This is a genomic window from Agromyces kandeliae (genome assembly GCF_009674665.1).
In the GTDB taxonomy this organism is placed as follows: Bacteria; Actinomycetota; Actinomycetes; order Actinomycetales; family Microbacteriaceae; genus Agromyces; species Agromyces kandeliae.
Genome location: NZ_WKJD01000014.1, coordinates 1 through 12,289 on the forward strand (window position 1 = coordinate 1; position 12,289 = coordinate 12,289).

Here is a 12,289-nt window from a genome sequence, read left to right on the forward strand (position 1 = left end):
CATCACCGCCGACAACGTCGACGGCGACGCCGCCGACGCCATCTACAAGTCCAGCTGCTGACCTGATCCGATGGCCCGCGGGAACCCGTACCGGGAACCCGCGGGCCCCGACTCTCCAAGAGGATGACGACATGACGCAACTCGATGCCGAGACGCTCGGCAGCCTCGACCCCGCCGTAGCCCGGCCCGCGTACGACCGCGCAGCCACCCGCACGCGAATCGTCCACTTCGGGGTCGGTGGCTTCCATCGCGCGCACGAGGCCATGTACCTCGACCGCGTCCTCTCCTCCGGCGAGGAGGACTGGGGCATCTGCGGCGTCGGCGTGATGCCGTTCGACCTCGCGATGCGCGACGCGCTGCGCGCGCAGGACGGACTGTACACACTCGTCACGACGGCTCCGGACGGCTCCGCAGAGGCACGCGTGATCGGCTCGATCATCGAGTACCTCTATGCGCCCGACGACCCCGAGGCCGTGCTCGCGAAGCTCGCCGACGCCGAGACGAGGATCGTGTCGCTCACGATCACGGAGGGCGGCTACGGCGTCGACGACGCGACCGGGGCGTTCTCCCCGTCCGACGAGGCCACGCTCGCCGACCTCGCGGGCGGGACGACGCCGCGCAGCGTGCTCGGCTATCTCGTGACGGCGCTCGCGCGTCGTCGCGATGCGGGCACGCCGCCGTTCACCGTGATGTCCTGCGACAACATCCAGGGCAACGGCCGGGTCGCCCGGACCGCCGTCCTCGGCTTCGCCGAGCGGGTCGACCCCGACCTGGCCGCGTGGATCGCCTCCGACGTGTCGTTCCCGAACTCGATGGTCGACCGCATCACCCCGGTGACCACCGACGAGACACGCGCAGCGGTGCGCGAGGAGTTCGGCGTCGACGATCGCTGGCCCGTGCGCTCCGAGTCGTTCGAGCAGTGGGTCCTCGAGGATGACTTCCCGCTCGGCCGACCCGACCTCGCGGCCGTCGGCGTGCAACTCGTCGATGACGTCGAGCCGTACGAGCTCATGAAGCTCAGGCTCCTGAACGCGTCGCACCAGGCCATGAGCTACCTCGGAATCCTCGCCGGCGCGACGTACGTGCACGAGGTGTGCACGGACCCCCTGTTCGTGGGATTCCTCCGGGGCTACATGCAGGATGAAGCCATCCCGACCCTGCGTCCCGTTCCCGGAATCGACCTCGACGACTACGTCGACCAACTGCTGGCTCGCTTCGGCGGCCAGGCGGTGCGGGATACGCTCGCCCGTCAGGTCGTCGATGGTTCGGACCGCATCCCGAAGTTCCTGCTTCCGGTCGTGCGTGCCCAACTCGCGGGCGACGGGCGCATCGGACGCGCCGCCCTGGTGCTCGCGGCGTGGAGCGTCTTCCTCGAGGGACGCACCGAGCAGGGGGAGCCGACCCCGGTCTCGGACCGGCGCCGCACCGAGCTGGAGGCCGCGGTCGCGGCCGAGCGCGAGAGGCCCGGCGCCTTCCTCGACCTCACCGCGGTGTTCGGCGACCTCGGCCGCGATCAGGTGCTGCGCGACGCGTTCGTCGCGGCGCGCGCATCGCTCGCGGAGCGCGGAGCGCGGGTGAGCATCGCGGACCTGTCGACCGACTGAACGCCGGTCACCGGGCCGGCCGGAGCTCGCTCCGCCCGTCGGGCGCGCTCCGGCCACCGTTCAGTCGCGTCCCCGACCGTTCGGTCGCGCCGCCCGACCGTTCAGTCGCGCCGCCCGACGCGGCAGGACTCGCGCTCCACGAGCCGCACGTCCAAGACCGTGAACACGTCGCCGTCCTGCGCGCCGCCGGCCAGGCGCGAGAAGATCCGTTCCGCAGCCAGCCGCCCCAGGCGCCTCGGATCCTGGTCGATCACCGTCACCGAAGGGGCGAGCGTGTCGGCCATCGGGAAGTCGCCGAAGCCGACGAACGGCACGGGGTCGTCCCGCAGCACGTGTGCGAGGGCCATCGAGCTGCGGGCGTTCGCCGAGAAGAGCGCAGTGGGCGGGTCGGGCAGGGCGCGAAGCCGGTCGAGCGCTCCCGCAGCGGCCAGGCGATCGGAGACGTGGCTCTGCACGAGCGCCTCGTCGGGTTCGATCCCGGCCGCCCGCTGGGCGCGGCGCCAGCCCTCGAGGCGCTTCGTCTCGGTGGACAGGTGGACGATGTCGCCGATGTACGCGATCCTCCGGTGACCGTGCCGGGCGATCAGGTGCTCGACTGCCGTGTAGGCGCCGGACTCGTCCGCCTCGGTGAACGTGTCGGTCTCGAGGTCGACCGGGGCACGGTCGACGAAGACGATCGGGGTGTGCTCGCGCCACCGCTGAAGCCATGAGTGGTCGGTGCCGACGGGGGCGATCACGAGTCCGGTCAGCTGGCGTCCGAGCATCGACTCGATCGCGGGGCGCTCGTCGGCCGGATCGTCGCCGAGGCTCGTGACCATCGTGGAGAGGCCGCGTGCCCGGGCGGTGTCCTCGATCGCGCGTGCGATCGCCGCGAAGAACGGGTCGACGATGTCGGGCACGGCCACGCCGATCACCGACGCGCGTCCGGCCCGGAACGTCGTGGCGAGCACGTTCGGAACGTAGTTCAGGTCGCGCATGGCCTGCTCCACGAGCGCACGGGTCGCGGGGAGCACGTGCGGATCGTCGTTGAAGACCCGCGAGACCGTCTTCGTGCTCACCCCTGCACGTGCGGCGACATCGCGCATCGTCGTCACTGGCATCTCCTCTTCGGTGGAGCCACACTATCGGTGCGGCGATCGGCGGGGGCGCGCCGGGCGCGCCCCGCCGATACGGTTCAGGACCGTCGACCGTCCACGGCATCGGCCAGCTCGCGAAGGCGGGGCAGCGCGCGGCCGGTCAGGAGCTCCTCCCGGCGCGCGGCGTCGATCGACAGGCTGTCCTTCCAGAGCGACCGGCCCGCCATGGCGCCCGCGGCGCCCGCCGCCACCGCGGTCGAGACCTGGCCGATGAAGGTCTCGTGGTCGACGCCGGCCGACAGGACCGCCCAGGGAACGCCCCGGGCGGCCTCGGTCACCGCTGCGCTCGCCTCCTCGGAGCCCGGGTACTGCAGCTTGAGGATCTTCGCGCCGGCGTCGACGGCCAGCGCTGCGCCGTCGGCGACGAGGCCGGGGAACGCCTGCGCATAGGCCTCGTCCGACTCGCCCTCGAGCTGGTAGGTCAGCAGCTCGACGATGAGCAGCAGGCCCTCGGCGTCGCACGCGGCGACGAGGTCCCGGATCTCAGCAGCGACGCGCGAGGACTCGTCCTGCCGGTCCGGGCGGGTGTAGTACAGCATCTTCGCGACGCCGCCACCCAGGTCCCGCACGGTCCGCGGGGTGACGCCGGGGACGAAGCGGGTGTACCTCAGGCCGTCGACGGTCTCGAATCCCGATGCGTCGAGACCGACGACGAGTGCGGTGTCGCGGTCGAGCACGCCGTCGTCGACGATCATGGGCAGCGCCACCTCGGGGTCGAGGAGGATCGCGGGAGCGTGGTTCGCGAGGTGCCTGACGAGGTCGGCCTTGACCGCGGCGAGCTGCTCACGTGAGATCCCGTCGGGACCGCCCGGTGCGTCCGTGATGGCCGCCTTCATCCCGTTGCGCTGGTCCGCGGCGACGATGAGCATGTTGCCGTCCGGAGTGGAGATGGATTGGAGCGCGCGGCGCTCGAGGGTGTTCAAGGTGTTCATGATGTCTCTCCTGTCGAAGCGAGCGGCTGGCGCCGCGGTGATGCCCGGTCGGGGCGTACGGCGGATGCCGCGGGTCGTTGGTCGGTCGCGAGGAGCGCGTGCGCGATGCGGGCTGCGCCGTACGCGGTCTCCTCCGCGCGTTCCGAGACGCGCACCGAAGGGAGGACTCGGCTGCGCGCGCGGCGGACGGCAGCCATCCCGGCCCACCCGCCCGTGAGGGTCGCCGAGGTCGCCGGCGCCACCTCGCGATCCATCGCCTGCACGAGCAGGGCGATCTCGTCGTTGCTGTGGCGCAGCACCGCGCCGAAGATCTCGGCCGGGGTCGCGCCGTCGGTGTGCAGGGCGAGCCTCAGCACGCCGTCGTCGTTGCGGGCGCCCGCGACCTCGATCGCCCCCGGAGGCAGGCTGCCCTCGAACGGCAGGGACATGACCTCCGCATCGAGCGCGTCGCGTGCCGCACGATCGGTGATCCCTGCGGACTGGAGCACCCGACGCAGGAGGAGCCCGGTCTTCGCTCCGGCGACGAGCACGTGCCTGCCCGGCTCGATGTGGCGCACCTCGTTGATGAGCGCGTCGGCCAGGCGTTGCCGTGCGGCGAACCCGAGCGGCGCATCGAGCACCCGGAGGAGCACCTCCGCCGTGCCGAAGGAGACGTGGTAGCCGCCAGTCCCGAGCGTTCCGCTCGCGGCCGCGGCCACGAGGTGGTCGTGCCCGGCGACCGTCAGGAGCGCACCCGATGTCCGAGAGCCCCATGTGCCGTCGATCCTCCCCCACGCCGTTCCACCACCGCGGAGCTCGGGCAGGAACGAGCGCTCGACGCCGAGCACCTCGAGCATCAGCGGCCACGCTTCGCCCGTGTCCTGGTCGAGCAGCCCCGTCCGCGAGGCGAGCGAGTACTCCAGCGCGATGTCGCCGCCGAGTGAGGCGGCGACGAACTCGGGCAGGTCGAGCCAGCGAAGTCCGCGAAGTCCGAGTCCCTCGTCGCGCATCCAGGCGAGCTTCGCCACGGTCACCTGCGCACCGAGCGGCAGGCCGGTGCGGCCCGCGAACTCCCGCCGGACTGCTTCCGGGAACGCGCGGGCCTGTTCGGCACCCCGCGGGTCGAACCAGGCGATCCCCGGGGCGGCCGCTTCGCCGGCCCGGTCCACCAGCATCCCGGTCTCGCCCATGCCGGCGATCGCGAGTGCTCCGATCGACTCGGCCGTCGTGCGGGCGAGCTCCCGATCGATCGCGTCGATGAGGGAGCGGACGGCGGTGAGCAGTGCGGGTGCGTCGATCTCGGTCGCGCCGTCGCGGCCGGCACGCCATGGCGTCGGCACCTGACCGCTCGCGACCTCCGTTCCGCGGGCATCGACGACGAGCATCTTGATGCCCGTGCTGCCGAGGTCGAGCCCCGCCGCCAGCACCCCCTCGGGCCCTGGCGGCTCGCTGCGCGCCGCGCCGGAACGGCGGCGGGATGTGTCGTCTGACACGTTGCTCCTCTCGTCGCGGCTCATCGCCGAGCCGCGTGAAATCAAGCATGACACCGGTGACGTGATTCGTCTATGGTGGACGCATGAACAGTTCGTGTCAAATGCCCGAGCGAGCCGTGGTCGCAATCAGCGGCGCAGCGGGCAGCGGGAAGTCGACGCTCGGACGGGCACTCGCGAGCGAGCTCGGCCTGCCCCTGATCGACCTCGACTCGGTCACCTCGCCGCTGCTCGACGCGCTTCCCGCGGAGGTGCTCGGTGGGCACTGGCTCGCGTCCCCGCACGCCGCCACGATCCGCGACGGGCGGTACGCGGCACTGCGCGCCGTGGCGAACGACGCAGTCGATACGGCGGGCGGCGCCGTCCTGGTGGCTCCGTTCACCGCCGAGCTCGAAGGCGGCGAGCCCTGGCGGCTCCTCCGGGAATCGGTCGAGCCCGCCGCGCTCCGCATGATCCACCTCACCGGCGATCCCGGCCTGCTCGCGGCACGACGAGCGGCTCGGAACGAGTCGCGCGACGCACACCGGCAGGACGTTCCCGCTCCGGCGCCTCGGGTGCCCGTCATCACGGTCGAGGCCGACCTGACCACCGAGCAGCAGCTCGAACGCCTGCGGCCCGAACTCGGCCTGCGTCGCGACCTCGACGTCGACGCGGCGTTGTTCGGCCGGACCTTCGACGCGGTGCTCTTCGACCTCGACGGCACGCTGGTCGACTCGACCGCGTCCGTGGCGCGATCGTGGCGACGGTTCGCCGAGCACTACGGGGTCTCCATGGAGGCGCTGCACGCCAACCACGGCCAGCCCGCGCGCACCCTCATCGGACGCCTCCTCCCGGCCGACCTGCACGAGGAAGGGCTCGCGCACGTCACCGAACTCGAAGTGGCGGATGCGGTCGACCTTCCACCGGTGCGCGGCGCCCGAGCCTTCTACGACGCGGTGCCCGCCGAGCGACGTGCGATCGTGACCTCCGGCACGGTGCCGATCGCGGCCGCCCGGTTGTCGGCGGCGGGATTCGCCACACCCGACGTGTTCGTGACGGCCGACCAGGTCGAGCACGGCAAGCCCCATCCGGAGCCGTTCCTCACCGCCGCGGAGCGACTCGGCGTCGACCCGGAACGGTGCCTCGTCGTCGAGGACGCCGTCGCCGGCGTCGCCGCGGCGCGGGCCGCCGGCTGCGCCGTGCTGGCCCTCACCGGCACGGTCGGCGCGGAGGAGCTGCACGCCGACCTGATCATCGACGGCCTCGATCGCGTGCGACTCGCCGAGGACGGCGGCGAACTGCGTCTCATCCCCGCCTGATCCGCCACCGGACCGGCGGGCGCCCGACGTCGGTCGAGGAGGCGGGCCGCGGCGATCCGCCGAGGGGACGGGGTCAGGCCGCCGGCTCGGTCAAGCGTCGCTCGGGGACCGGATCGAGATCGACGGAGACGTCGGGCAGCCCATCGAGGTCGGGAAGGATCGTGGTCGCCTGCGACACCGCGTGGGCGCCCCAGGCTGCGGCCCGGGCGGCCGCGCGAGCGGGAGCGCCCGGCGAGCCGGGCTCCGAATCGCCGAGGCCGACGAGGAAGCCCGCGAGTGAGGCATCCCCCGCGCCCGCGGTGTTGACCACCGCGCGTGCATGCGCGTGCGCGTGCACGACCTCGCCTTCGGTGACCACCAGGACGCCATCGGCGCCCATGCTGACGAAGACCACCTCGATTCCGCGATGCACCAGGTCCCCCGCCGCACGCGCGACGTCGCCGATGGTGCGCAGCGACCGGCCGACGAGTTCCGCGAGCTCGTGCGTGTTCGGCTTCACGAGCGCGATTCCCGCAGGGTCGGCCGCGGCGCGGGCGAGGGCGGGCCCGCTGGTGTCCAGTGCCAGCCGGACGCCGCGCCGCCGCGCCGTCGCGAGGACGTCGGAAAGGTCGACCGGCTCGTCTTCGCCGAGGAGCCTCGGGAGCGTCCCGGACACCACCAGCCACCCCGCACGCAGCTCGGCGCAGGTCTCGTGCACCGCCGAGGCGGCGTCCTCCCAGGCCGGCCCGGGGATCGGCGGAACGGGCGCATTGATCTTCGTGGTCGCGCCACTCCCATCGGTCACGGAGGTGTTCACGCGCGTCGCTCCCGGCACCGTGACCAGGCGCAGCAGCCCCGCGTGCGGGGAGCGCGCCGCGAAGTCGAGGTCCTCCTCGCCCATGACCACGACGGCTGCGGTACGGCGTCCTGCGAGCGCGAGCCCCGCCGCGACGTTCACGCCCTTGCCGCTGAGTTCGCGCTCATAGGCGTCTGCACGGATGAAGGCGCCGCGCTCCAACGCCCCGACGCGGTAGGTCGCGTCGATGGCACCCGCAGCCGTCAGCGTGACGACCGCAGCTCCCGGTGCGGCGGGCGCGCTCACGGGGACTCCAGCGAGATGACGCGCAGGAGCCGTTCGACCTCCGCCGCCACGGCGTCACGGGCCGGACGCAGGTAGCGCCGCGGGTCGACGACCTCCGGATCGCGATCGAGCTCGGCGCGGATCACGCCGGTCAGCACCACGTTCAGGTGCGTCCCGACGTTGACCTTGCGCATCCCCGCGCGGACGGCTCCGACGATGCCGTCATCCGGAACGCCGCTCGAACCGTGCAGCACGAGCGGCACCGGGAGGCGCCCGGCGAGTGCGGCGACCAGGCCCTCGTCGAGTCTGGCGCTGCGCTCGAGCATCGCGTGCTCACTGCCCACGGCGACCGCCAGCGCGTCGACGCCGGTCGCCGCGACGAACGCCGCGGCGTCGTCCACGTCCGTGCGGACACCGGGCGCGTGCGCCCCCTTGCCGCCGACCTCGCCGAGTTCGGCCTCGACCCACACCCCGGCGCGGTGCGCGCGATCGACGATCGAGGCGGTCCGGGCGAGGTTCTCGGCGTCGGGCAGGTGTGCGCCGTCGTACATGACGGACGGCACGCCGAGCGCGATCGCCTCGTCGATGAGGTCCTCCTCGGTGGCGTGATCGAGGTGCACGACGACGGGCACGCGGGCGGCCTCCGCCAGTCGCAGGGCGGCGGACGCGCTCGGGGCCAGGCCGCCGTGGAATGCGACGGCGTTCTGCGACAGCTGCAGGACCACCCCGCATCCCGCGCGTTCGGCGCCGTCGACGATGGCCTCGGCGACCTCGAGTTGGATGAAGTTGAAGGCGCCGACGGCGCGATGCGCGCCGAGGAGCGTCCGCATGTCACCGATCGGCATCGGAACCCCCGACCGGTCGTGCACCGGCGAACGGCGCTCGCACGGCGATCCTGTCGAGTCTCATCAGATCTCCTGTCCCGTGGGCAGCATGACGAGATCGCGGATCACGACGTGCGCCGGTCGGCTGAGCATGAACACGATCGTGTCCGCCACGTCCGAGGATCGGATGCCGGTCCGCTCGGCGATCCGCTCGGCCTCCTCGGGAGAGCCGTGCGCGAAGCCCCACAACGGGTTCAGCACGACGCCCGGCGCGATCGCCCCGATGCGCACACCCGACGCCGCGTACTGCCGACGCACGGTGTGCACGAACGACTGGACCGCGTGCTTGCTCGCGGAGTACACCGGCTCCCATTCGATGTCCTGGTGACCCGAGACGGAACTGGTCACGAGGACGTCGCCGGATCCCTGCTCCACCATGGTCGGAAGGGACGCGCGCACGAGCGCCATCACCCCGGTCACGTTCGTCGCCACCACTGCGGCGATCTGCTCGATGGTCGCGTCCACGAGGTCGCCGCCGACGTAGATGCCGGCGTTCGGCAGGACGATGTCGAGCCGACCGTGGCGGCGCAGCGTCTCGTCGACGATCTCGTTCGCCGTCGACGCATCCGAGACGTCGGCAGCGATCGTCGAGATGGCGTCGGGCGCGGACGCGGCGAGCTCGTCGAGACGCCCGACGTCCCTGGCCACCGCGACCACCCGGCAGCCCTGCGACACGAGTGCCTGCGCGGTGGCGAGGCCGATACCCGAACTCGCTCCCGTCAACAGGGCCACCTTGCCGTCCAGTGGCATCGGATTCATCGGATCCCCTCCTTCTCGAGCAGCGCCCGTCGATACTTCTCGTCGGGACGCGAGTCGATGCGCGCCACCTCGTCGGCGGGCATGAAGCGCACCCCGCCGACTGCGGCCGCGCCGATCAGCGCGCGAGCGCACTTCTGCGCCATCGCCGTCATCCCCAGGACCTGCGTGGGGGTGGCGCCGGCGGCGAACATCCCGTGGTTGCGCAGGTAGACCACCGTCGGCGGCTGACCGTGTGCCTCGACGTGCCCCCTCAGGAGCGCGCGGACCTCACGCGCGAGCTTCAGCCCCGGGTCGATGTAGGGGACGAGCATCGGCGACGAGCCGAGGACGACGATCTGGTCGGGGAAGAGCGCCCCCTCGACGAGCAGTTCGGGATGCTCCGAACACAGCAGCGCGTTCACCGCGGTGGGGTGGGAGTGGGCGATCACCCGAGCCGGCGTCGACTCGTAGAGCACGACGTGCAGCAGCGCTTCGACCGACGGACGGCGACCCTCGCGCTCGGCGACGGCGCTGAAGAACGCGTCGACCTCGGCGTCGCCGGCGGCCTCGTCGGCGATGAGGTCGATGGCCTCGCGAAGGTCGACCCGCACGAAGTCGTCCGGTGTCGCCTGGCCGAGCACCGCCCCCGATGCCTTGACGAGCATCGTGTCGCCTTCACGCACCGAGGTGTTGCCCTCGCCGAGGAGCGCGGCATCCATGGCGGGGGCGCCCAGGCTGCGGCTGAGCTCGGTCAGCTGGTCACGCAAGTCCATGCGCGTTCTCCGATCGGGTTCGTGCGGGGTCGCCCGCGGGGATGATGAGTCGGTCCGGGCGCTCGCCGTCGTCGATCGCGAGGGCGCGGGCCGCGGCGGCACCGGTGAGATCGCCTGCCGAGATCGCCGCCTGCAGCAGCACGCCGCGTACGGACGCCTCCACCGGCCCGGCGATCACGGGGAGGCCGGTGCGCTCCGCGGTGAGCGCGCACAGCAGTTCGTTGCGCGCACCCCCGCCGACGATCCGCACGCGCTCGAGGCGTCGGCCGGCGAGCTGTGCGGCGCGCTCGAGGGTCTCGGCGTAGGCGGTGGCGAGGCTGTCGACGATGGCTCGGACCAGGTCGCCCCGTGAGGCGGGCGGCTCGGCACCCGACGCGATGCACGCCGCCACGAGACGTCCGGCGAGCCCGCCGGGAGCCTGCAGGTCGGGATCGGCCGGGTCGAAGCGACCGCGGTACCCCGATGCGGCCGCCTCGTCGAGGAGGAGCCGGAGCGTCTCGATCGATCCGGCCTCGACCGCATCCTCTGCGGCCCACTCGCGCAGCGTCTCCTGGAGCAGCCACATGCCGCTGAGGTTCTTCGCGAACAGCGTCGCCCCGGCCGCACCGATCTCCTGGGTGAAGCCGTCCGCTCGGGCCTGCTCGGTGAGGATCGGTCGCGGGAGGGCGAGGCCGACCACCGCCCAGCTTCCGCTGGAGACGACCCCGGTGCCGGTGTCGTCGGCATCCGTCACCGCCATGAAGGCGGCGGCGGTGTCGTGCGCCGAGACCGACCACACTGCGATCGGATGCTCCGCGCCGATGTCCGCCGTGACCTCGGGCGTCGTGATGCCCGCCGAGGAGCCGGTCGGCACGATCGCGGGCAGCTTCGCGCCCAGGCCGCAGCTGAGCGCGGCCGACCAGTCGCCGGACGCCCGGTCGATCAAGCCGGTGGTCGAGGCGAGCGAGGGCTCGGAGCCGACCCGCCCGGTGAGGAGGTGGACGAACGCATCGGCGATGGGGAGCATGGTGTCGGACGGCTCGCCGATGCCGGCGGCAGCATCCTGACGCAGCTGGTGGGCGGAGTTGATGGCCTGGTCGAGGATGCCCGTGACGGCGTAGTCGGCGGAGACGTCGCGGGCTGCGGACGTACCAGCCGCAAGGGTGGCGTCGGCGTCGCGATGATGCCGGACGAACGGACGGAGGCGGCCGTCCTTCGTCAGCCGCGCATAGTCGACGCCCCACGAGTCGACGCCGATCCCCCTCACGTCGGCATCGGCGGCACGCGCGGCGGCGACGCCTGCACGCAACCCCTGGCGGACACCAGCCCACAAGGCCGGCACGTCCCATCCGAGCCCCTCGGGGCACGTGACCGGAACGTTCGCGAATCGGCCGACCTCGCGCACCGTGAGCACGTGGGATCCGGGCCGGAGATCGAGCAGGCCGAGCATCACGCGGATGCTGCTCGAGCCGAGGTCGATGGCGAGGTACGCGGAGGACGGCACGGGTCAGATGGCCGTGTAGCCGCCGTCGATGACGAGGGTCTGACCGGTCAGGTACGAGGAGGCCGACGACGCGAGGAGCAGCACGACGCCGTCGAGGTCCGCCGGCTCGCCCATGCGTCCGGCGGGGATCATGGACACCCAGTCGGCGGCGAGCTCGGGGTTCGCCTCGGTGAACTGGCGCGTCATGTCGGAGAGGATGTAGCCCGGCGCGATCGCGTTGACGCGGATGGCGGGAGCCCATTCGACCGCGAGGGACTTCGCGAGCTGGTCGACGGCGGCCTTCGAGGCGTTGTACGACGCCTGCCGCTGGGGCACGTTGACGACCCTTCCCGACATCGACGAGATGAGCACCGCCGATCCATCGCGCCCGTCGGCGAGGAGGGCTCGCGCGAAGGCCTGCGTGCTGTAGAACGTGCCGCTGAGGTTCACGTCGACGACCTTGGACCAGGTGGCGGGCTCGACCTCGGCCGAGTCGCCCCAGATCGTGATCCCGGCCGCCGTGACGAGCACGTCGGCGATGCCCAGCCGATCGCGCACGGTCGCGAACGCGGCATCCACCGATTCCGGATCCGTGACGTCGACGAGCGAGGACGCGGTCTTCACGCCGGTCTCCGCGGCCAAGCGTCGTGCCGACTCCTCGACGTCGGGAAGGAGATCCAGGAGGGCCACGTTCACGCCCTGCCTGGCGAGCGCCGATGCGAGCGAGTAGCCGATGCCGCGGGCGCCGCCGGTGACGACCGCGACGCGGCCTGCGAGATCCGGGAAGTTCATGGACCCGATGCCTTTCGTGTTCGTGGAGTGCGGCGGCTGGAGCGTCCTGCGCTCCAGCCGCCGCGTCGCCTGCCCGGGGGTCAGCAGCTGGACTTGTAGATGGCGTCGGCGGCGTCGCCGTCGACGTTGTCGGCGGTGATG

Annotated in this window: 11 protein-coding genes; 2 read left to right on the forward strand and 9 right to left on the reverse strand. The window is 72.4% G+C overall.

The features are described 5' to 3' along the window. Nucleotides 1–131 precede the first annotated feature (131 nt). Nucleotides 132–1,604 carry a mannitol dehydrogenase family protein gene (locus tag GJR97_RS09805; RefSeq protein ID WP_154346322.1) on the forward strand — a complete coding sequence of 491 codons (1,473 nt, stop codon included), beginning with the start codon at nt 132–134 and terminating at the stop codon, nt 1,602–1,604. Between the two features lie 101 nt (nt 1,605–1,705). Here the strand turns inward: GJR97_RS09805 and GJR97_RS09810 are convergent, their stop codons facing one another. From GJR97_RS09810 to GJR97_RS09820, 3 genes are all read right to left on the reverse strand, one after another. Further along, nucleotides 1,706–2,689, reverse strand: coding sequence for a LacI family DNA-binding transcriptional regulator (locus GJR97_RS09810; protein WP_154346331.1), 984 nt, complete (start codon nt 2,687–2,689; stop codon nt 1,706–1,708). An 89-nt stretch (nt 2,690–2,778) separates the two neighbouring features. Next, entirely contained in the window at nt 2,779–3,672 is an 894-nt protein-coding gene (locus tag GJR97_RS09815; protein WP_154346323.1) for a tagatose-bisphosphate aldolase, read from the reverse strand. Further along, the gene (locus GJR97_RS09820; protein ID WP_324613368.1) at nt 3,669–5,144 is read right to left on the reverse strand and encodes an FGGY-family carbohydrate kinase; all 1,476 of its coding nucleotides are present in this window, start codon (nt 5,142–5,144) and stop codon (nt 3,669–3,671) included. The genes GJR97_RS09815 and GJR97_RS09820 overlap by 4 nt, the downstream gene beginning before the upstream one ends. Nucleotides 5,145–5,245: 101 nt before the next feature. On the opposite strand from GJR97_RS09820, the gene GJR97_RS09825 reads away from it, so the two are divergent. Beyond that, nucleotides 5,246–6,439, forward strand: coding sequence for an HAD-IA family hydrolase (locus GJR97_RS09825; protein WP_229276205.1), 1,194 nt, complete (start codon nt 5,246–5,248; stop codon nt 6,437–6,439). Nucleotides 6,440–6,512: 73 nt separating this feature from the next. Here the strand turns inward: GJR97_RS09825 and GJR97_RS09830 are convergent, their stop codons facing one another. The 6 genes from GJR97_RS09830 to GJR97_RS09855 all read right to left on the reverse strand — a co-directional run bounded on the left by GJR97_RS09830 (nt 6,513) and on the right by GJR97_RS09855 (nt 12,148). Beyond that, nucleotides 6,513–7,520 (reverse strand): 1-phosphofructokinase family hexose kinase, encoded by a 1,008-nt coding sequence (locus tag GJR97_RS09830; protein WP_154346326.1) that lies wholly within the window; start codon nt 7,518–7,520, stop codon nt 6,513–6,515. Next, a complete protein-coding gene (locus GJR97_RS09835; protein ID WP_154346327.1) occupies nt 7,517–8,344 on the reverse strand; it encodes a class II fructose-bisphosphate aldolase in 828 nt (275 codons plus the stop codon). The genes GJR97_RS09830 and GJR97_RS09835 overlap by 4 nt, the downstream gene beginning before the upstream one ends. A gap of 63 nt (nt 8,345–8,407) precedes the next feature. Further along, entirely contained in the window at nt 8,408–9,142 is a 735-nt protein-coding gene (locus GJR97_RS09840; RefSeq protein ID WP_229276206.1) for an SDR family oxidoreductase, read from the reverse strand. After that, the gene (locus GJR97_RS09845; protein WP_154346328.1) at nt 9,139–9,894 is read right to left on the reverse strand and encodes a class II aldolase/adducin family protein; all 756 of its coding nucleotides are present in this window, start codon (nt 9,892–9,894) and stop codon (nt 9,139–9,141) included. The genes GJR97_RS09840 and GJR97_RS09845 overlap by 4 nt, the downstream gene beginning before the upstream one ends. After that, nucleotides 9,881–11,377, reverse strand: coding sequence for a rhamnulokinase (locus GJR97_RS18760; RefSeq protein WP_154346329.1), 1,497 nt, complete (start codon nt 11,375–11,377; stop codon nt 9,881–9,883). Before GJR97_RS18760 ends, GJR97_RS09845 begins: the two co-directional genes overlap by 14 nt. A gap of 3 nt (nt 11,378–11,380) precedes the next feature. Then, a complete protein-coding gene (locus tag GJR97_RS09855) occupies nt 11,381–12,148 on the reverse strand; it encodes an SDR family oxidoreductase (RefSeq protein WP_154346330.1) in 768 nt (255 codons plus the stop codon). Between the last annotated feature and the right edge of the window lie 141 nt (nt 12,149–12,289).